Here is a 21,284-nt window from a genome sequence, read left to right as displayed (position 1 = left end):
CGGATTTGCTCCTTTGAAACCTGCGCGAACGAGTGCAATTTCACAAGCATATCAGCTTACCGCAAGCATTGTGCTTCATTCAGTGGCCTGAGGCGTTCAGCGGCCGTGGCTCGTAGGCCCCGTCGATGCGGTCGATATGTTCGGGCGTAAGCACTATGTCCAATGCCGCGACTGCCTCGTCGACATGGTCTGTCGAGGTCGCTCCGAAGATGGGCGCGGTAATGCCGGGGCGCGCCAATGTCCAGGCGAGAGCCACCTGCGCCGGTGTCTTTCCGATGTCGGCGGCAACGGCAGCGACGGCTTCGCGCACGGCGTGGTCGCCGTCGCGGTGGTAATATCTCTGCGTATAGTCGTCGCTTTTCGTGCGCGCCGTCTGCTGGCCGGGATTGCGGCGGTCCGCGGCAAGGAAGCCGCGCGCGATCGGGCTGAACGGTATCAGGGCAACATCATCGTGGCGGCAGTAGGCAAGCAGTTCCCGCTCGCACTCCCGGTGAGCGGGATTGTATTCGCATTGCATCGAGATGAATGCCGGAAGGTCGCGTGCGCTGGCAGCCGCACGGCATTTTGCGAGTGTCCAGCCGGGCATCGTCGTGACGCCTACATAGAGCGCCTTTCCGGCGCGCACGATATCCGCCATGGCATCGACCAGTTCGTCGAGGTCGGTGTCCTTGTCCCAGATATGCGTCTGGAAGAGGTCCACGTGATCGGTTCCAAGGCGGACCAACGAATCGTCGATTGCCTTGAACAGGTGCTTTCTGGAGTAGCCGCGGCCGTTGCAATGCGCGGCCATCGGGTTTCCCGCCTTGGTGGCGATGACGAAGCTGTCGCGCGGCTGCTTGAGAACGAGTATCTGGCCGAGAATACGTTCACTCTCGCCAGCCGAATAGAAGTCGCAGGTGTCGAAGAAGTTGATGCCGTGGTCGAGGGCGCGCGCAACGATCGGCGCCGACGCCTTCTCATCGAGCACCCAGGCCCGCCATCCCGCGGATCCGAATCCCATCGCGCCGAGGCATAGCCGGGATACCTTCAGATTGCTCTTGCCGAGCCTGACATAGTTCATGTGTCGATCCGTTGCTTGCGTGATGAGGATTTGGCGTTCTGCCCAGAGTCCCGCAGCAGCGACAGCGCGAAAGCCGCGGATCTTTCGACATACCCGCGCGTGAGCTTTTCGGCGAGGTCGGCATCGCGCGCGCGCAGCGCGTCGAAAATGCCGTGGAGCAAGGCCATCGTATTCCTGCGCCGTTCAGCCGAGGCGACGCGGGTGGTGACGGTGCGCAGATAGGTGACGCGGCCATGCAGGAGAAAGGTCATTTGCCTGGTGATGTCGTTGCCTGCGCCTTGCATGATGATGTCCCACACCGCGTCGAGCTTCTCGGCATGCTGCCTGGCAAGCTCGGAGGTGTCGGTTTCGCCTGCTTCCGAAATACGCCGCGCCAATTCGTCCATTTGTTCCTGGCTGGCCCGTTCGACAAACAGGCGCGCCATGGCCGATTCCAGGATTGCGCGGGCCTCGTAGATCTGCCGGACTTCCCGTTCCGACAAGCGGGTCACGAACATGCCCTTGCCGGCTACCCGAGTCACAAGCCCTTCGGACTCAAGCTGGCTCAGCGCTTCCCGAATGCTTGTGCGGCTTACGCCGGTCTGCTCGGCAAGCTTCCGTTCCACCAGCTTGTCACCCGGCTTGAACACTTCGTTGAACAACGCCTCGCGCAGCGTGACAACGGTCTGCTCGCGCAATGTCGGCGAATCCGCAATCGACCAGTCCGTCCATTCATGCATCGCGGCGTCCTCTCCCGTCGTTCCTTCCATGACAGCTACGCGTTCGACTCTTTCATCACAAGTAGCCGATTCAAATACGGTTGACCATATGCCTGTCTGTCGGTATACCAAAAAATCGAGTTCGAACGAGGGACCTGGGATGGCGCCGATGCGCACCAAAGACGATCTCATCGCCTATGAGAGAAGCGGTAAGGGCCATCCTCTCGTGCTGGTGCACGGTGTCGGCGCCAACCTGCAAAGCTGGGAGGACGTCAGCCCCCAATTGGAGGGCAGCTTCGACATTATTCGCTCCGACCTGCGCGGTCATGGTCAGTCCGCGCACATCGATTCGGAATATTCCGTCGAGAAGTTTGCCGCCGATATCGTTCGGGTGATGGACGACGCCGGCGTGCGCAAAGCCCATCTGGTCGGCTTTTCATTGGGGGGCTTGATCGCGCAAGAACTGGCCTGTTCCTATTCGGACCGGTTTGAGCGCGTCGTGCTTCTTTCCGCAGTTGCGGGGCGCACCCCCGCCGAACGTGAGAAGGTTGTGGCGCGCCTGCAGATGATCCGCGACGGCGGTATGGACGCAGTCGTTGGTGCTGCGCACGACCGCTGGTTCACCAAGGAATTCGCCGAGCGCCATCCCGATGTGATCGAGCGGCGAATTGCCGAGCTCAAGGCTGTCCACGTGCCGTCTTACCTGGAGGCGTATCGGGTGTTCGGCCTTACCGAATTGGTGGATCGGCTTCCCGAGATCAGACAGCCAACGCTGGTGATGACGGGCGAATTCGATCAGGGGTCGAATGTCCGGATGGCCGAGACGATGCACCGGCTGATCCCCGATTCGGAATTACGCATTCTGGCCGGCCTGAAGCACAGCGTCCTGGTCGAGGCATCCAAGCTGGTGTCCGACCATGTCCGCGAGTTCCTTTTGCGTCCACGCTGAAAATGAAGGGAAGACGAATGAACGAGACGCTATTTGAGCGTGGGCTGGAGCGGCGCAAGGCGACGCTCGGCAGCGAATATGTTGAAAATTCGCTGAGCAAGGCAACCGAGTTTTCCAAGGGTTTTCAGTCATTTATCACAGAATATTGCTGGGGAACGGCCTGGGGTGACGACAGGCTGGATGCCAGGACCCGCAGCATGCTGAACATCGTCATGATTGCCGCGCTCAACCGCATGCATGAGTGGGAACTGCATTTTCGCGGCGCCCTTCGCAACGGGGTCACCCGTGACGAGCTGGACGCGTTGATAACCCATCTCACGATTTATTGCGGCGTTCCTGTCGGCGTCGAATGCCATCGCATTGCCAACCGCGTGCTTGCCGAACTCGCAGCCGGCGGAGTGGAAAAATGACTGGGGTCCTGATCCGCAAGATCGTCGATTTCGTCGAGGACACGCTTATCGAAGGGGGGCGCGTCGCGCCGGTTCCGCTTCGCATGGCCGCCTGCGCGGCGGTAATCCGCAATCCCTGGGCAGGATCGGCATTCGTCGAGGACCTGCAGCCGCACATCATGGAGCACGCCAAGGCTCTCACGGATGCCCTCGTGCCTCGCCTGGTGGCGATCATGGGCGGTCCGGACAGGATAGAAGCGTTTGGAAAGTGCGCGGTGACCGGGACGGACGGCGAAGTCGAACACGCGGCCGGCCTGATCCACACGCTGCATTTCGGCAATGTCTTCCGCATCGCCGCTGGTGGCGATTCCTTTCTCCCGTTCACGAACAAGCGTGCCGGCGCCGGCACCGCGCTCACCGTTCCCTTGACCCACAAGGACGCTGAGAAGAAGGGAAGCCGCGCTCATTTTCTGACCGTGGAATTCACCATTCCCGACGCGCCTGCGCATGACGAGATCGTCATCGCCTTGGGCGCCGCGAGCGGCGGGCGTCCGCACCATCGCATCGGCGATCGGTTCAACGACATGCGGATCATGGGAGTCGATCAGGCCGGCCGGCCGCTGCCAGCCGAGAGCAAATAACGCGCAAGCCTCCGGGTCCTTGCCCGGAGGCCAATAACGGCAATGCCGATAATATCGGGAACTGAACCAACGGAGGATTTGTCATGGATAGAAGGCAATTTATGGCCGCCGTCAGCGGCTTCGCAATCGTGGCCTCTTTGCCGGCGGTAGCGCTGGCTCAAGATACCCAGCCGGTCACCGGCGGCATGCTCAACGTCGGCTTCATCAGCGACGTCCGCACGCTCGACCCGCTTCAGTCGTCGCAATGGACCGAGCGGCAGATCCTTTTCCTGATATTCGATACGCTTCTCGAGACCGAGGCGGACTTCTCCCTGAAGCCTGCCCTGGCGAAAAGCTGGGAGTTTTCGGACGACGGCAAGCGCGTGGTCCTGAAGCTGCAGGAAGGCGTGAAGTTCCATGACGGCACACCGTTCAACGCCGAGGCCGTGAAATGGAACCTTGATGCACGTCTCGATCCGAAAGGCAACTCATCGCAGCTCAAGTTGCTGGAAGGCGTCAAGAATGTCGAAGTGCTGGATGAATTCACCGTCGCCATCGACATGAAGGAACCTTATCCGCCGCTGCTGGCGCTGTTTGCCGACCGCGCAGGGCTGATGGCTTCGCCAACTGCGGCCAAGAAATACGGCAGCGACGTCGGTTCCAATCCTGTCGGGACCGGTCCGTTCGTTTTCGGCGAATGGGTCCGCGGGTCGCGCATCGCGCTCACCAAGAACGACAGCTATTGGCAGAAGGGAATGCCATATCTCGACGGCATTACCTTCCATGACATTCCGACGAACGTCGTCGGCATTCAGCGCATGGCCATCGGTGAACTGGATTTCATAAGCCAGCTTGATCCGTTGGATACGCGCCTTTCCAAGGCCAGCCCGGACATCGAGCTTGTGCCGTCGAAGGGTGGCGTCTGGTATTCCTACCAGTGGCGGTGGGACGCCGAGCCATATAACAAGCCGGAACTACGCCAGGCCATCGCGCATGGCCTCAACCGCGACCGCATCAACCAGATCATATGGGCGGGGCAAGGCAAGATTTCCGACAGCTTCACGCCAGACGGCCTGTGGTGGACCCCAACCGATCTGGTGCACTACGAATACGATCCGGAAAAGGCGCGCAAGATCGTGGCTGATTCCGGCCTGAAGGGCACCACCATCAAGCTTGCGGCGCCAAGCGGCGATACGCTGCGACGCTTTGCCGAACTTGCCAAGGAAGACCTCGACGCGATCGGCCTCAACATTGAGCTCGAGCCGGTCCCCCAAAGCGACTACTACGCAAAGGCGGTCTCAGGCGAGATACGCTTCACGCCGATGCGCTGGACGCAACGGGCGGATCCCGACGGCCTGATCCACTATCTCTTCTCCAGCAAAGGCACCGCGAACTCCACGGGCTACAAGAATGACCAAGTGGACAAATGGATCGATGAAGCGCGGGTAATTTCCGATCAGGCGCGCCGCAAGGAATTGTACGAAAAGATCCAGCGTCAGATTTCTGCCGATCTGCCTTACATGCCCGTCGGGTTCAGCATCGAATTCAACGCCATGCGCAACACCGTCAAAGGGTTCGCTCCGATGCCGGACGAGATCCCGCGGTTCCGTTACGTCTGGAAAACGCAGGCCTGATCTTCATGCGTTGCCGCGGCGCGCCGCGCCGCGGCGTCTGGCGCGGGTAGACCCGGTCCCGCCTGCAACCGGTAGAGGAACTTGATCGCCATTATGACCGCCGCCCATCGGATGTGCCCCAACCGCCCGCTTTGCGAGACGGGCTCCCCGGAGACGTTTCTTCAATCCTTCGCGATGAACTGAGGCCGGCATGCTTGCGCTTGTACTTTCCCGCATAGCGATCATGGTTCCGAACGTTATCGTTCTGACGTTTCTGCTGTTCACGTCGGTGACGTCCTTTCTGGGGACGCCGGCGGCGATCATGCTGGGGGAGAACGCATCCCCTCAATCGATCGCCGAACTCAACGCGAAGCTAGGCTTCGACCAGCCCATCCTGTCGCGTTACTGGAACTGGATCAGCGCCGCATTGTCGGGCGACCTGGGCCGGTCTTATTCCACCCAACAGCCTGTCGCGCAAATGATCGCGGATGCCCTTCCTCTAACGCTTGAGCTGGCATCCTGGGCGATCCTCATCGCATTCCTGGGGGCCACGCTGATCAATTCGGCGACGTTCATGAAAAAGCTGGTGGAGCGGCTCACCGCCGCCGTCAGCATCGTCGGCATCACCGTGCCCAATTTCTTTCTCGGACTGCTGCTGATCTACCTTTTTTCGGTTCAGCTCCGCTGGCTGCCGACGACCGGATGGTCGCCGTGGTCACGGGGCGCCGGGCAGCATCTCATCCACATGATCCTGCCCGTCATCACGCTTACGACCTTTTATTTCAGCTCCTTCACGCTCGTCTATAAAGCCGAATACCAATCGGTGAAAGGCAGCCTCTACATCCAGGCCGCGCGTTCGAAGGGGCTGTCCGAGGCGCGCATTTCCTACCGGCACATTCTGCCCAACAGCATATTGCCCTTGATCACCTATGCCGGTCTTTCGCTTGGACAACTGGTTGGCGGCGCGGTCGTCACCGAAACCGTCTTTTCGATGCCGGGCATGGGCCGGCTTCTGGTGGAAGCGATCTCGTCCCGGGATTTTCCTGTCATGCTGTCGGTTGGAATGGTGATCATCGTCGGCGTGATGATCCTCAACCTTGTGGCGGACGTGACCTACAGCCTCGTCAATCCGCTCGTGCGAACATCGGCTTAGCATCCAATGAGAAAACTTCCATTCCGATTGGTCCTTGGCCTGACGCTTCTGGTGATCATCACTTTGATCGCGGTGTTCGCGCCCTTGATCGCGCCCCTGCACCCGACCGCCACGACGGTAAACGTCCTCGGCCCGCCTTCGGCTGAAAACATCCTTGGCACGGATCAACTTGGCCGGGACGTGCTGTCGCGCGTCATCTACGGAACAAGGGTTTCACTGCAGGTGGGCGCTTCGGCGGCCATAGTGGCTGTGCTGATCGGCGCCCCCATTGGCCTGATCGCCGGATTTTTCCGTGGCTGGATCGATTTTGTCCTCGTCCAGATCATCGACATTTTCATCGCCTTGCCGGGGCTCGTTCTCGCATTGATCATCACCGCGATGCTCGGGCCATCGGTGGTCAACCTGGCGGTCACGCTGGGTGTCGTCACCGCGCCGACGGTCGCCCGGCTGGTTCGTGGTCAGGTCTTCGTCGTCCGGGAAATGGTCTTCGTGGAAGCTGCGCGCGCCACGGGCGCAAGCTCTTTCTGGATCATCCGCCATCATATCATGCCAAACACGATGCGCGTGGTGTGGGCGCAGTTCGCAATCAATGTGGCCTTCGCGATCTTCACCTCCGCAAGCCTCAGCTTCCTGGGGCTGGGCGTTCCTCCGCCGGCTCCGGACTGGGGCGGCATGGTACGCGACGGTTCGATGTTCCTGCCGATCCTGCCGCTGCTCAGCCTCGGGCCGGGCGCTGCCGTCGCCCTTACAGTTTTCACATTTTATCTTGTCGGGTCGAGCATGAACGAGGCCGCGTCCCGCAATGATCGCTGATTGGAACAGGGAAATGACGTCTAACCAGATCGAGCCGCCGCTGCCGGCATTCATAGAACAACGCCTGCAGGAGTTTGCCGGCCGGGAAGGTGCCCTGAAAGCGCGGCGATGGATGCGGCCGGCGGATGTTCTGATGCGTGTGGAGAACCTTCGCTGCTTCAAGGCTTCGCGCGTCAGTTTTGCCGACATGTTGTTGCGCAGGATCGTTCGCGAACGCTGGCAGATAAGGATGATCTCGGCGGAATGCGGCGATGACGGCGCGGCGAGATTCGTCTACCGGATCGACGCGGAAGGCCATTCCTTCTCCTATATTGCCCGAGCATATCCATGGGACGGAATCGAAAAAGTCGGACGCCGCTCCGATGGCGCGGACCGTGACATGTTCGGCGCGCTCTTCGTCAATCTTGCCAGCCAACAGCGTATCGAGCGGGAATTTGAAACATTCGACATCAAGGCTGAAGGCCAGATGCGTACGGATTCGGATGTGGTCGGCTGGACCCCGGCCAATCGCAGCAGCCGGCATTTCGACGCCGTAGTCGAAGCACTGTCCCGCGGCGAACAGCCCGCCCCCGAGCTCGGCATCGCCTATCTCATGCGGAACGGTGGCTTTCAAAGCAGCGGCCGGAATGGCACGGTTTCCTATCCGGGCATTCCCGAGGGGCATCCGCTGGCGCACCCGTTCTTTGCGGATATCTTCGCCATCTACCTGGTGCGGCTCGTCTCCATCGATCTCGTCAATGCCGTGGCGCGGCGGCGCAATCCGGACGCAGCGCAGCTCGACATTTCGATCGCGCGCGGGCTTGGAATAGGCAACTCCTCAGGCCAGGGCATGTGCGTTGCCCTCCAGCGCTGGCCGCATTGGGTCGCCACATGGGTGACCGTACGCGAGGCGGCTCTTGGCTACGCAAAAAGCCTGCCGGTCGATGCGGGAAGCATTTCAGTTGTCCGCGGCTCGATAGAGAGCACCATCCGCATCTATGCGCAGACCGACCCACAGACGCAGGACTACGTGGTGGCCAACGAAACCATCATCGAGAACCTGACACGCATATCGGCAAGCCTGCGCGAAGGACAGTTTCGGTGCTGGGGCGACGTTGCTGCGCACGTCGCAGAAGTCATGGATGGCGAGACCAGTGAGCAGTTCCACAGCGTACTTCTCGACGTGGTACCGGACTTTTGTGACGCCATCGCGCCCTATTTCCAGATCGGCGCAGCCCGCAAGCGGCAATTGCAGCCAGCAATGACGGTCGCTGAATTGCGCGAGATCCTGCGCAGGAACTACGTCTGGGCTCTCACCGCCGACCGCACGCTTGCCGAAACCCATCAGCACTTCTGGTACCATTCGATCGACAATGGCGAACAAAGGCGCGGCGAGCGGGTCATCGACCCGCACGAGCGTTTCGAATCCTTCATCGATCATATCGGATTGATCCAGAGGCTGGCGGCGGTGCTGGTCAGCCGTGGTGACAAGGAGCGCGCCGGCGACGTCGTCCTCGACCATCCGGACTTGCATTACGCCATTTCGCGGGTGCAATATCTGGATGGCCTGCTCTATGCGGAAATACGCGATCCGCTCGCGCATCGCGATTTCGTCCCCGCCGATCTCATACGGTTTTTCCTTGCGTCGCTGGGCATTCGCGGCTCGACGCCGCTCAGCATCCGCTATGTGCGGGGGACTTTCTTCCAAGACCAGCCGCTGCCTTCGGAATTCCTCGAGCCTGGCAGGCCGGGTTCCCGGGTTCGCAAGCATGAGAATGAGGTCGCCCTGTGAGCACGAGCATGTTTGTTGCCTATTCCGAACTGACTCGCGTCCTGCCGTGGTCGCTCAGGGCGCTGGGCTACGCGTTCGGAACCGCTGACCGGGGCGCTCATCTCGTTGCAACAGGTGCGGCGCTCGATCCGGCTATTCTGGATGAAATTCGCCAGGCGGGACCGCGGCCCTCCCATGGCTTCCGCTACCGGAAATCGAACGGGCTCACGATGCTGGACGCCGCCGGCGTTTCATTTCTGGAAACGGGACCTGCCGCGATCGATGCTCTCGCCGCGCATGCAGGCGGCGCCAAATGGGAAATGTGCCGGATATTGGCGGCGACCGAGCTGTCGCTTGTTCCGGCCACGCTGGTCGGTGCGATGGACTACAATCTCTCCTCTATCGGCATCATCGCCAGGGATGGAACCTTCGACTGGCTGTTGGCTGACCCCGACGCACGGGGTGTGCTTTATTCGGGCCGGGGCCGGGATGCCCTGGCGGCGCTCCTCGGTGAGGACACGGCGGTTCTGGAATCGATCGACGCCGCCGGGCTGACGCCGGGCTGCGCGCTTCTCATGGTCAGCGCCCGCAGGCCTGAACTGAAGGCGTCCGGGCACGTTGCCGTTCGGCCTCGGGAAAAGATCGCCATGGCGCACCAGAAGGGCATTCCCCTGTCGCGCGAGACGCTGGATGCGCTGTACGCGCTCGAAATGCTCACCTGGGCTCCAACTTCGGAGCGCTCTCGCTCGCAGGCGGGCTTCACTGTTGCACCGGCGCCAAACTCATGAGTGAACGGAAATCCGATCCAGTGGTCGAGGTAAAAGGCCTCAACGTCGCTTTCGGCAAGCATCAGGTGGTGCATGATGTCGATCTGGCCATCCATGCTGGCGAGACGCTGGCGCTTGTCGGCGAGTCGGGGTCCGGCAAGAGCGTCACCTCCATGACGATCATGGGACTGCTTTCCGGCAATACCCAAGTGACCGGTTCGGTCATCGTGGATGGCCAGCAAGTGGTGGGGGCGTCGACATCGACATTGCGGCGGGTGCGTGGCGGCATTGCCAGCATGATCTTCCAAGAACCGATGATGAGCCTGAACCCGGTTCTGCAGGTCAGCACCCAAATCAAGGAAATGCTGCGCCAGCATCGACCCTTAAGCGATGCCGAGGCGCGGGAGGAGGGCATCCGGCTTTTCGACCGCGTTCGCATTCCTGACGCGCGGCGGCGGTTCAATGACTATCCTCACATGTTCTCCGGGGGGATGCGGCAGCGGATCATGATCGCCATCGCATTGGCGTGCTCGCCGAAGCTGCTTATCGCCGACGAGCCGACAACAGCGCTCGACGTGACGATACAGGCGCAAATCCTCGATCTCCTGAACGAGGTCCAGCGCGATACCGGCACTGCGATCCTGTTCATCACGCATGACATGGGCGTAGTGGCCAACATCGCCGACCGCGTCATGGTCATGCACAAGGGACGCGTGGTGGAGACGGGAGCAGTAAAGGACGTTTTCGAGCGTCCGCGCGAGGACTATACGAGGATGCTGATCGACGCGGTCCCCCGCCTGGGGCAAGGCGTCGCCCGCTCCTACCGCGCGCCCGCCAAGGATGCTGTGCCGAAGCCGGTTTTGAGCGTGCGCAAGCTGGTGACCCGGTTCGACGTGCGTGGCGGGGCGATGCGTCGCAAGGTGGGGCGTCTCCATGCCGTCGAGGGTCTGAGCTTCGACATCATGCCTGGAGAAACGCTGTCGCTGGTTGGCGAATCCGGCTGCGGCAAGTCGACGACCGGACGCAGCATCCTGTTTCTCAATCCTCCGGATTCCGGCGAGGTGGTCTTCGACGGACGCACGGTGCGGCGCGACAACAGGTCCGATCTTTCGGATCTCCGGCGCAATGTGCAGATGATCTTCCAGGATCCTTTCAGTTCCCTGGACCCGAAGCAAAACGTCGGTGCGATCCTGGCGGAGCCCCTGCTATGCCATGGGTTGGCGACCAGGGCCAAGGCCCTGGACAAGGCGAAACATCTTCTGGAGCGTGTCGGCCTCGAACCGTCGATGATCACCCGTCTTCCGCACGAGTTTTCCGGCGGACAGCGTCAGCGAATCTGCATTGCGCGGACCCTGATGCTCGACCCGAAGGTCATTATAGCCGACGAGGCCGTCTCGGCGCTCGACGTTTCGGTAAAGGCGCAGGTGATCGACCTGCTGCTTGAGTTGCAGGAGGACCTGCGGTTGTCCTACCTCTTCATCAGTCACGACATGGCCATTGTCGAACGTGTCAGCCACCGCGTGGCGGTCATGTATCTTGGCGAGATCGTGGAGATCGGGCCCAGCCGCGAGGTGATAGGGAATCCGAAACATCCCTATACCCAGAAGCTGATGGCAGCGGTGCCGAACCCGGAGCCGGCCGCGGACAGGCACCGCTTGATCGGCAAGCCAGTGACGGAATTGCCGTCTCCCGTGCGGCCGCTCGATTTCATTCCGCCGAACCGGCAGCCTCGCGCGGTCGGACCCGACCACTTCGTGATCGAGTGACAAGCTTTAACGAGGGCGCTTCAGATGGACGCCCTTGAACGAATCCGGGCAAGGCGCTTCCCGATACCTATGGAGAATTCGATGAACACACATGCTGATCAGTTCCGAATTGGAGAGAAGGCGGCGTCCTTTTTACGCCAGGAGAAAAAACTCCTTATCGATGGAAAATGGGTGCCGGCTCAGTCCGGGAAGATTTTCGACACATATGATCCGGGCACGGGACGCATAATTGCACAGGTTCCGGAGGGCGGCGCCGCCGATATCGACAATGCCGTCAAAGCTGCGCGGCGGGCCTTTGAAGAAGGCCCATGGAGCCGCATCACGCCCAGCGAACGTGGACGTCTCATCTGGAAACTGGCGGATCTGCTGGAACAGAACGCCGATGAACTGGCCGAACTGGAGGTTCTCAACAATGGCAAGCCGCTTGCCAATGCCCGGAATTCCGACGTCGCGCTCAGCGTGGATATGTTCCGCTACATGGCGGGCTGGGCGACCAAGATCACAGGCGAAACCATTTCGATCTCTGCGCCGGACAAGTACCATGCCTTCACGGTGCGCGAGCCGGTCGGCGTCGTCGGGCAGATCATTCCGTGGAATGCGCCACTGCTCATGCTGGCCTGGAAGGTAGCTCCGGCGCTGGCCACCGGCTGCACGATCGTGCTCAAGCCGGCGGAGCAGACGCCGCTGACGGCGCTGCGCTTCGGTGAACTGGTCCAGGAGGCCGGCATTCCCGCCGGCGTGATCAATATCGTGACCGGTTTTGGACCTACGGCGGGCGCAGCGATAGCCTCGCACCCCCAGATCGACAAGGTTGCCTTTACGGGTTCCAGCGAGGTCGGCCGCATCATCGTCAAGGCTGCCGCGGGCAATTTGAAGAAAGTGTCGCTCGAATTGGGAGGGAAGTCGCCCGTCATCGTCTTTCCCGATGCTGACATGTCGGTTGCCATTCCCGGTGTCACGCAGGGCATTTTTGCCAATAGCGGCCAGGTCTGCACCGCAGGATCGCGGCTGTTCGCCCACAAGAAGGTGTTCGACCAGATCGTGGATGGGATCGGCCAGCGGGCGGGGAACATCCGCGTTGGTCATGGCCTCAGCGAAGGCGTCCAGATGGGGCCGGTCATTTCCCCGGTCCAGTGCGACCGCGTCATGAGCTATATCGAGCAGGGCAGGAGCGCCGGTGCAACGGTGGCGTTTGGCGGCACGCGGATAGGCAATGAAGGCAACTTCATTGCGCCGACGGTGCTGACCGATACCCGACCCGACATGGCGGTGGTGCAGGAAGAGATTTTCGGTCCTGTCCTGTGCGCCATGAGCTTCGATGACGACGACCTGGAACAGATCGCGCGGCAGGCGAATGACAGCATCTTCGGACTAGCTGGCAGCGTCTGGACGCGGGACCTGAGCGTCGCCCACAAGATGGTACGGCGAATTCGCGCGGGCCGGATCGGGGTCAACGTACACGGCTCGGTGGACGCGGCGATACCCACCGGCGGCTTCAAGCAATCCGGCTGGGGCAGGGAACGGGGACAGGAAGGGCTGAACCTTTATACGGAGACCAAGTCGGTCATCATGTCGCTTTGAAGGCCTGCCAAACCTTTCGCGAACAGCCGGCAAGGTCGATCCTATCCATGCCGGCCATATGGCGGCGGCATGACCCCCGGTAACGAATATGACTGTGGCGCGCCATCGACCAGGAAGGCTATGTAACGATCGAGTACCGGCAAGCAGCGAGGTTCTGTTGAGCGCTTTGGATCGCCCGCTGTCACGCGTCCTGCGCGACGTGACCAGCCTCATCAATTCCAGCGTCGACCTCGAGACAACGCTGCAGCACCTTGTCGATGCGGCATGCCAACACGATGCTTGGTCGATGGCGGCGGTGATGAGCATCGATCAGGCGGATGGCAATGCTGTGGTCGTGACCCGGCATGATCCTAGCCAGTTGACGAAGTCCTATCGCAACCGCTGGACGCTGGCGACAAGTCCATCCCTCATCGCGTTGACCCGCAATGATCCGGTGATCATTCGCGATGCCCAGGAGAGCATCGAATTTCCGGGCTATCGGGAAGAGGCAATCCAGCGCGGTTATCGCACTGTCGTGGTTTTGCCTCTGGGCTGCCGGGACATGGAAGACCGCGCGATGGTCTTGTCGGTGCAGTCGCGCGACGTTGTCGATCTGTCAGCGGCCGATCTCGCATTCCTGCAGACGATCGTCCATCTGGGCGCCATAGCCGTGGACAAGGCCCACAGGCTAAGGGCGGAACATGCTGCCGCCGCGCAACTCCAAAACGCACTTGCCGCGCATTCCTCCCTGATGCACCAGGTCCTGTCGGACGGTTCCGTCGCATCCGCGGCTTCCATGGTCGAAACCTTCCTGCCGAACGCAATCGTCGTGGTGGATCTGACTGCCAACCTGGTCGTTGCCGGACGTTCGCCCAAGCCGGACCTCATCGACACCGACCGCTGGCGCGAGGAGATGGACGATTGCATGAGCCGCCAGTTTCTCCGTCTTGCTCGCGATATCTCGGACCAGGCCGGGCTTGAAATGCGCAAGCTGTACCTGAACTGCGGCGGCCATCACCTCAACCTGCCGGCGGCGGTGGAGCCGTTGGTCGTGGATGGCAAGACGGTAGGGGCGCTGATCGTGTTTTCGCTCGACGCCAATTTCGGCGACCTCGATCATCTTCTTCTTCAGAGCGCTCGGTTCGCGCTCAGCGTTCAGTTGATGCGGAGCCATTTACGATTCCAGACGGAATCGCAGACTTCCAGCGAATTGTTCATGGAAATCGTTTCCGGCAACTGGCGCAACGTGGACGATTTGACGGCGCGGGCGCGCCGGCTCGGCATTGACGTAAACGCCACCGCCAGGCTGGTCGCGATCGGCCTCCCGGAAACTGTGCCGGAAAAGGGCAAGACTATACCCGAACTGCACCGCTCCATCATGCGGCTCGCCGGCCAATTGGCGCCGCAGGCGACCGCCGCCGCATTGGGCGAGATCATTCTGTGCCGCATTCCCGACGCGCCCCGCGACGCGGACACGGTGGTCAAGACGTTTGTGCGCAAGCTGATCGAGGAAACGCAGTGGCTGATCGGCACCAAGCCGATCATCGTGGCGGGTAAGACCTGTTCGAGCATTCACGACTATCCCCAGGCATGGCTTGAATGCGAGCGCATGATCCGTCTTGCCGTCCGCTTCAACCGTACCGGGTTGCTTGCGCCCCAGGACTTCGGTCCTTTTCCGCTGCTGCTTTCGGCGGCCGACAGCAAGGAAGTGAGGTCGTTCGTGGATATCGCCATTGGCGCGGTCGTGCGTCACGACGAGGCGCATGCAACGGACTATATCAGGACCCTGACCGTCTTTCTGGAACACGGTTGCCGCAGCCAGGCCTGCGCGGACGCGATGGAATTGCATGTTACTACGCTTCGTTATCGCCTGAACCGTATCCAGGAACTGTTTGGCATCGAGATCGATTCACCCGAACGTCGGTTCGCGCTTGAACTGGCAATACGCCTCAACGAGACCATTGCCCGGGAGCAACCTGTCTGATGCGGTCTCTGCTTCGTGTCCTAGGAGTCTAACTGCCGCCTCTCCTACGTAGAGCAGGAAGACCCTCTCTCACGTCCCTTTATCCTTCCACCCTCCTGGAGAGGCAGGACGCATGACGGACAAGAGGGAAAAAGAGCTGAGCACGATCGATCCAGTGGAACTGCGGCGAACGTTCGGCACCTTCGTCACGGGCATCACGGTGGTGACGACGCGGGACGAAGATGGTTCGCCGCGCGGCATGACTGCGAATTCCTTCACCTCAGTCTCCCTTGAGCCGCCGCTGCTGCTCGTCTGCATAGGAAAGAGCGCCAGCAGCTTTCCGGCATTCAACACGGCCGAAGGCTTCGCCGTCAACGTACTGCACGAGCGCCAGAAGGAGGTGGCGAGCCTCTTCGCCTCGAAGTCACTCTCCAAGTTCGAGACGATAGCCCATACTACCGTGCATACGGGCTCGCCGGTGCTCACCGACAGCCTTACCTGGTTCGACTGCACGGTGCATGACCGTATCGAGGCGGGAGACCATGTGATCCTGATCGGCCGGGTGCGTGCTTTCGGCACCAGCCCTGCCGCTCCGCTAGGGTTTTGCCGGGGGCGCTATGTCTGCGTGGAAGATCCGATGCCGCCTGGCTGGACGCCTTCCCATCGCATGATCATCGGCTACCTGGTCGAGCATGACGGCCGCATCCTGCTGCGCGACGATGGCGCCGGAGGCTGGGAACTGCCGACGGCAACGCACCGTAAGCCGGGCGACATGCTCAGCTTCGAAGGCGGCGGCGTGGTTGCGCCGCTCACCAGCGATGCGTTTCTCTATTCGGTCTTCGATGTGGCCGACCAGCAGCCCGGTTATGTCGTTTACCGTGGCGCGCTCGCGGGCCCGCCTGGCGAAATTCCGGATTTGTCGCCGTCGCTGAGGTTCTTTGCCCATGAAGAGCTGCCTTGGGACAGCATTCCGATCAGGCAGATACGCGCAACGCTGCGCCGTTACCTGCATGAGCGCGCGGACTCTCGCTTCGGGATCTACGTCGATTCCAGCGATGGCGGCCGGGTGGCGATGATAGACGGCGCCCCGCGTCCGTGGCGGTCGCTTAACGGCTTGGCCGGCGACCGAGAAACCGCGAAGGGATGAGATGATGGACCTGACGCTGAAGGTGATCGAAGGATCGCGCCAGGATCTTTTCATTGCCGGGGAGCGCGTCGCGCCGCGGTCCGGCCGCTACATGCCGAGCTACGATCCGACGAACGCGGCGCCTTGGTATGAGGTTGCCGACGCCGGGGCGGATGATGTCGACGCCGCCGTGCAGGCAGCCAAAAGAGCGTTTCACGATCCGGCCTGGCGCAGGCTGACGCAGACGGATCGCGGCAAGCTGCTGCGCCGGTTGGCCGATCTCATCGCGGAACACGCCGATGAACTCGCGGCCATCGAGACGCGTGACAACGGCAAGCTTCTGAAAGAGATGCGTGTGCAACTGCGCGCGGCGCCGGACAGCTATCTCTATTTCGCCGGAATGGCCGACAAGCTGCATGGCGAGACCATACCGGTCAATAAGCTCGATATGCTGAACTTCACGCTGCGCGAGCCGATCGGCGTGGTGGGCATGATCTCGCCGTGGAATTCACCGCTGATGCTGCTGACCGGCACGCTCGCACCCTGCCTGGCAATTGGCAATACGGTCGTGGTCAAGCCATCAGAGCATACGTCCGCGTCCACCCTTGCCCTCGCCGAACTGATTGCAAAAGCGGGCTTCCCGGCTGGCGTTTTCAATGTCGTTACCGGCAAGGGCGCCACGGCGGGCGAAGCGCTGACCTTGCATCCCGATGTCGCCAAGATCGCCTTCACGGGCAGTACGGCAACCGGCCGCCGCATCGCCGCCAACGCTGCCAGCCGACTTGTTTCGTGTCAGATGGAACTGGGCGGCAAGTCGCCTCATGTCGTATTCGCCGATACCGACATCGAGCGCGCGGTGAACGGCGTGGTTGCCGGCGTGTTCGCCGCTGCCGGGCAGACCTGTATCGCAGGCTCGCGCTGTTTCGTCGAAAAATCCATCTATGCCGCATTCGTAGAAAAGCTGGCGGATCGTACCAGGCGCGTGCGTATCGGCCATCCGACCGATGAGGACACGGAAATCGGTCCGCTGGCGCTGGCTGCCCAACTCGACAAGGTCGAGCAGTATGTGGACTACGGCGTCGCCGACGGTGCGCGGCTGGTTGCCGGAGGCCACCGGCCGCGGCGGGACGACCTCTCCGGCGGCTGGTATTACGAGCCCACGGTTCTGGCGGATGCGCGCAACGACATGCGCTTCATGCGCGACGAAATTTTCGGGCCCGTCGTGGGCGTCGTGCCGTTCGACAATGAAAGCGAGCTGATTGGGCTTGCCAACGACACCCATTATGGGCTGGCGGCGGGTGTCTGGACCCGCGACATCGACCGGGCGCTACGCTTTGCGCGCAACGTCGATGCCGGCACGGTCTGGGTCAATACGTATCGCTCTGCTGCTTACATGTCGCCCTCCGGCGGGTTCAAGGAGAGCGGTTACGGCAAGCGCGGGGGTTTCGAAGTCATGCGCGAGTTCTCCCGTGTGAAGAATGTCGTCATCGACTACTCCGGCGCCACGCAGGACCCGTTCGTAATCCGTTTGCGCTGACGCTCATCCGACGATTCCCTAATATTCGAAAAGGTCATTGTCATGAAATTTTCCGTTTCCCTGAACATGGAGAGGTTCAGTCCCGACAAGGATATGCGCCAGGTGGCGGCTGAGACGCTGGAACTGGTGCGTATGGCCGATGCCGGCGGCTTCGAGACCGCCTGGTCGCCCGAGCATCACACGATTGAATTCACGATCGCGCCCGGCCCGTTCCAGTTGCTGGTCTGGTGGGGAGCTCATACCGAACAGATCCGGCTTGGCACCGCCACCATCGTCGCGCCGTACTGGACCCCGATCCGTCTCGCGGGAGAGGCCGCGCTTTGCGATCACCTGACGGGAGGGCGGCTGGAATTCGGCATCGCCCGCGGCGCCTATCAGTATGAATTTGACCGTATGGCGGGAGGCATCCCGCAACAGGAAGGCGGCGCCTACATGCAGGAACTGCTGCCGGCAGTCCAGAAATTATGGGCAGGCGACTACGCCCACGAGGGTAAGTATTACCACTTCCCGCTGGCAACCTCGGTGCCGAAGCCCTTGCAGCAACCCAACCCGCCCATCTGGGTGGCGGCGCGTGACCCCGGCACATTCGATTGGGCGGTGCGCAATGGCCACAACATCCTCTCCACGCCGTTGTCGCGGCCGGTCGCGGAAATCGGCATTCTCGGCGACAAGTTCAAGAAGGCGGTCCAGGATCATCCCGAAGTGCCGAGACCGCGGTTCATGATGCTGCGCCGCACTTGCGTGTATGAACGTCCCGAGGACTGGGAACTGCCGGTTCGCTACAGCTATCAATATGGGCGCAGCTTCGAGAACCTGTTCCAGAACATCGGCACGGTGAAGAACGGCTTTCCTGAAGCGGTTTCTTACGACACCGTTGGCAACAGCGGCGACTACGATCCGCGGTCGATCCGCGACAATCTCCTTTTCGGCACCCCGGACGAGGTGGTCGAAAAGCTGATGGTCTATGAAGCGGCGGGCGTAGACCAGTTCTGCCTCGGCCTCGCCTTCGACCTGCCGTTTGAGGTGCAGAAGAAATCGCTGGCGCTGTTCATCAAGGAAGTGATGCCCGTATTTGCGATGCGCGAGAAGGAAGCGGGCAGGGAAAAGTCGCGGGTGATCGCCTGATGGGAGCTGTCACGCCATGATTGTCGAGGAACGCATCTACAAGATAAGGGCCGGCCGTCTCGCCAGGTACATGCAGCTTATCAGCGAGGAAGGCCTTGCCATCCAGCAGCCGATCCTGGGCAACCTGATCGGCTATTTCCGCACCGAGATCGGACCTCTCAACCATGTCGTGCATCTATGGGGCTATAGCGACCTGAACGACCGCGCCGAGCGGCGTCAGCGGCTGGCCGAAGATCCCGCGTGGCGGGCGTTTACCGTCAAGCTCACCGAGAATATCGAAACGATGGAAAACCGAATCCTGATCCCGACCGATTTTTCACCGCTGCGGTAGGTTCAAGACCTGGCTTCCCGCTTGCCCGACCGCGAAAGAATCCAGGAGCCGGTCCGTGGTCATGACCCAGCCGTAGTTGCGTGCGAAAGCATCGAGCATGGCCTGCCGGCTGGGCGGATGGTTGGAAGAAACAGCATCCTCTACCACAATCGTGGGATAACCGAAATGCACGGCGTGACGGCAGCTATCTTCGACGCACATCTCCGCTACCGTGCCGACGAATACCAGACCGTCCACCGCAAGCAGCTTGAGCGTCTTGGCAAGATCCGTGGCATGAAAGGCGCTGAAATAGACCTTGTCCAGCACGATATCGCCATCCTGTGGCGCAAGCTCGTCAATCACCTCCGCGGCATCCCGCATGCCCTCGACATCGCCGTAGGAGCGCATGAAGCCTGGTACGCACGCATGGGTCGGCGCATCGGTCAGCTTGATCCAGGTCAGCTTGCCGGCGAGGGCCTGATACAGGGAGTCGGCAACGTATCGCGTGAATACCACCGGCTTGCCGTTGCCGCGAAACGCCGCAATGAGTCTGCCGATCGAAGGTATGGTTTCGCGCGCGGATGCAACCTCCATCGGCGCATGCCTGCGCACGAAATCGTTCTGCATGTCCACGACCATGAGGGCAGGGTTTTTAAGCGAAGCCAGCACGCCGTTTCTCCATACAGGCGTCCCGGATTATACCTATCCGGGTAGCGGAGAGCCTATATCATCGAACCCGCGAGCCGTATGCTTTCCTTCGTAGCACTGGGCTACGCGGGTATCCTGCCGAACGGGGGAAGACGGCGGGTGCACTTCTATCTTCATTAATCGGGATCGTGGCTCTGGAATGTGCTGACTATCGTCCGCCAGGCCAGGAGTGGAGGACAGGTGTGACGGATCGCATAACGGTCGAGGGCGTGTACAAGATTTTCGGCAGATCGCCGGAATCGGCTTTGGCCATGCTGAAGTCTGGCGAGACAAAGGAAGCTGTGCTCCAGAAGACCGGGCAGGTCGTCGGCTTGAGCGACGTGTCGCTGTCCGTTCCCGTCGGTTCGATTTACATGATCATGGGCTTGTCCGGCTCCGGTAAGTCGACGCTTGCGCGATGCATCAATCGCCTCATCGAGCCGAATGCAGGGCGCATCCTTATCGATGGCGAGGAGATCACCGGCGCCAGCGAAGCGCGGCTGCGCGAAATCCGCCGGACGCGTATCTCCATGGTGTTCCAGCACTTCGGCCTGTTGCCGAACAGAACGGTGTTGGAGAATGCCGAGTTCGGCCTGAAACTGCGAGGTGTGCCAGCCGCCGCGCGCAGGAAGAAGGTGATGGAGGTGCTGGAGGTCGTCGGGCTGGCTTCGTGGGCAAATCATCTTCCCGGTACGCTGAGTGGCGGCATGCGTCAGCGCGTCGGATTGGCCCGCGCACTCGCCACGGATGCCGATGTCCTGATCATGGACGAGGCTTTCAGCGCGCTGGACCCACTCATCCGCAGCGAAATGCAGGACGAACTGCTGCGCCTGCACAGGACTTTCCACAAGACCATCCTGTTCATCACGCATGATTTCCAGGAGGCGCTGAAGCTCGGAAGCCGGGTCGCCATCATGGCGGATGGAATGGTGATGCGCGAAGGCGTTCCGCAGGACATCGTGACCAAGCCCGGGAATGACTACGTCGCCGCCTTCACCCGCGACGTCAACCGGGCCCATCTGTTCGATGCGAGTTCCGTGATGGTGGAAAGCAGTCCGCTCCGGCTAGACGGACGTGCGTTTGGCGGCCGCGATGCCGAGGGCGAACCGGTGTTCATCGTCGACGATTCGATGCAGGTCGTGGGTGTCGTCGGACCACGCCAGTTGCCACGCCTCGCCGATGGTTCGGCGATCCAATCATTGATGAGCAAGGACTATGAGACGGTATGCGGCACGGAAAAGCTGTCGGTGGTGGCCAGCCTGTGCCATCGAGACCGGCCGATAGCCGTTGTTGACGAGGGCGGCCGATATTTGGGGCGTGTCGATCCACTCCAGATCCTGTCCCGCATTGGCGCTCCGGCGGCGGCTTCCTCGCAATCCCGGGGAGCGGAGGCCTGAC

19 protein-coding genes are annotated in these 21,284 nt (G+C 61.3%); 16 read left to right on the top strand and 3 right to left on the bottom strand.

The features are described 5' to 3' along the window. Positions 1-79: 79 nt before the first annotated feature. Positions 80-1,060 (bottom strand): aldo/keto reductase, encoded by a 981-nt coding sequence (locus tag LB547_RS27360; protein WP_140498503.1) that lies wholly within the window; start codon positions 1,058-1,060, stop codon positions 80-82. Beyond that, on the bottom strand, positions 1,057-1,935 hold the full coding sequence (locus LB547_RS27355; RefSeq protein ID WP_224647112.1) for a GntR family transcriptional regulator: 879 nt from the start codon (positions 1,933-1,935) through the stop codon (positions 1,057-1,059). The genes LB547_RS27360 and LB547_RS27355 overlap by 4 nt, the downstream gene beginning before the upstream one ends. Here LB547_RS27355 and LB547_RS27350 point away from each other — a divergent pair. The 15 genes from LB547_RS27350 (at position 1,928) to LB547_RS27280 (ending at position 19,220) form a co-directional block, all read left to right on the top strand. Next, positions 1,928-2,707, top strand: coding sequence for an alpha/beta fold hydrolase (locus LB547_RS27350; protein ID WP_181178025.1), 780 nt, complete (start codon positions 1,928-1,930; stop codon positions 2,705-2,707). The two genes, LB547_RS27355 and LB547_RS27350, sit on opposite strands and share 8 nt — an antisense overlap. Before the next feature lie 17 nt (positions 2,708-2,724). Further along, positions 2,725-3,117, top strand: a complete 393-nt coding sequence (locus LB547_RS27345; RefSeq protein WP_140498501.1) for a carboxymuconolactone decarboxylase family protein — start codon at positions 2,725-2,727, stop codon at positions 3,115-3,117. Then, the gene (locus LB547_RS27340; RefSeq protein WP_140498500.1) at positions 3,114-3,737 is read left to right on the top strand and encodes an amino acid synthesis family protein; all 624 of its coding nucleotides are present in this window, start codon (positions 3,114-3,116) and stop codon (positions 3,735-3,737) included. Before LB547_RS27345 ends, LB547_RS27340 begins: the two co-directional genes overlap by 4 nt. 101 nt (positions 3,738-3,838) lie before the next feature. After that, a complete protein-coding gene (locus tag LB547_RS27335; RefSeq protein ID WP_181165368.1) occupies positions 3,839-5,350 on the top strand; it encodes an ABC transporter substrate-binding protein in 1,512 nt (503 codons plus the stop codon). Between the two features lie 190 nt (positions 5,351-5,540). Continuing rightward, positions 5,541-6,482 (top strand): ABC transporter permease, encoded by a 942-nt coding sequence (locus tag LB547_RS27330; protein ID WP_140498498.1) that lies wholly within the window; start codon positions 5,541-5,543, stop codon positions 6,480-6,482. A gap of 72 nt (positions 6,483-6,554) precedes the next feature. Next, entirely contained in the window at positions 6,555-7,295 is a 741-nt protein-coding gene (locus tag LB547_RS27325) for an ABC transporter permease (RefSeq protein ID WP_224619722.1), read from the top strand. A 13-nt stretch (positions 7,296-7,308) separates the two neighbouring features. Then, on the top strand, positions 7,309-9,066 hold the full coding sequence (locus tag LB547_RS27320) for a hypothetical protein (protein ID WP_140513437.1): 1,758 nt from the start codon (positions 7,309-7,311) through the stop codon (positions 9,064-9,066). An 8-nt stretch (positions 9,067-9,074) separates the two neighbouring features. After that, on the top strand, positions 9,075-9,833 hold the full coding sequence (locus LB547_RS27315) for a hypothetical protein (protein WP_140513439.1): 759 nt from the start codon (positions 9,075-9,077) through the stop codon (positions 9,831-9,833). Further along, a complete protein-coding gene (locus tag LB547_RS27310; RefSeq protein ID WP_140513441.1) occupies positions 9,830-11,578 on the top strand; it encodes an ABC transporter ATP-binding protein in 1,749 nt (582 codons plus the stop codon). The genes LB547_RS27315 and LB547_RS27310 overlap by 4 nt, the downstream gene beginning before the upstream one ends. An 81-nt stretch (positions 11,579-11,659) precedes the next feature. Then, positions 11,660-13,159: an aldehyde dehydrogenase family protein gene (locus LB547_RS27305; RefSeq protein ID WP_140567315.1), complete on the top strand. Its 1,500-nt coding sequence runs from the start codon at positions 11,660-11,662 to the stop codon at positions 13,157-13,159. 88 nt (positions 13,160-13,247) lie between these two features. Beyond that, positions 13,248-15,122 (top strand): helix-turn-helix domain-containing protein, encoded by a 1,875-nt coding sequence (locus LB547_RS27300; RefSeq protein WP_140498493.1) that lies wholly within the window; start codon positions 13,248-13,250, stop codon positions 15,120-15,122. A gap of 112 nt (positions 15,123-15,234) precedes the next feature. Beyond that, entirely contained in the window at positions 15,235-16,248 is a 1,014-nt protein-coding gene (locus LB547_RS27295) for a flavin reductase (protein ID WP_140498492.1), read from the top strand. Positions 16,249-16,252: 4 nt separating this feature from the next. Then, positions 16,253-17,764 (top strand): aldehyde dehydrogenase, encoded by a 1,512-nt coding sequence (locus LB547_RS27290; RefSeq protein ID WP_140561386.1) that lies wholly within the window; start codon positions 16,253-16,255, stop codon positions 17,762-17,764. A 42-nt stretch (positions 17,765-17,806) separates the two neighbouring features. After that, positions 17,807-18,889 carry an LLM class flavin-dependent oxidoreductase gene (locus tag LB547_RS27285; protein ID WP_140498491.1) on the top strand — a complete coding sequence of 361 codons (1,083 nt, stop codon included), beginning with the start codon at positions 17,807-17,809 and terminating at the stop codon, positions 18,887-18,889. A gap of 16 nt (positions 18,890-18,905) precedes the next feature. Next, a complete protein-coding gene (locus tag LB547_RS27280) occupies positions 18,906-19,220 on the top strand; it encodes an NIPSNAP family protein (RefSeq protein ID WP_140498490.1) in 315 nt (104 codons plus the stop codon). On the opposite strand, the gene LB547_RS27275 is transcribed toward LB547_RS27280, so the two are convergent. Next, on the bottom strand, positions 19,206-19,868 hold the full coding sequence (locus LB547_RS27275; protein WP_140561330.1) for a cysteine hydrolase family protein: 663 nt from the start codon (positions 19,866-19,868) through the stop codon (positions 19,206-19,208). The two genes, LB547_RS27280 and LB547_RS27275, sit on opposite strands and share 15 nt — an antisense overlap. A 221-nt stretch (positions 19,869-20,089) precedes the next feature. On the opposite strand from LB547_RS27275, the gene LB547_RS27270 reads away from it, so the two are divergent. Continuing rightward, positions 20,090-21,283, top strand: a complete 1,194-nt coding sequence (locus LB547_RS27270) for a quaternary amine ABC transporter ATP-binding protein (protein ID WP_140561328.1) — start codon at positions 20,090-20,092, stop codon at positions 21,281-21,283. The last annotated feature ends 1 nt before the right edge of the window (position 21,284 follow it).

This window comes from Mesorhizobium sp. B264B1B (assembly GCF_020165765.1).
Classification (GTDB): domain Bacteria; phylum Pseudomonadota; class Alphaproteobacteria; order Rhizobiales; family Rhizobiaceae; genus Mesorhizobium.
The sequence above is the reverse complement of the archived record's forward strand: the minus strand, read 5'-3'. Positions and strand labels throughout refer to the sequence as shown.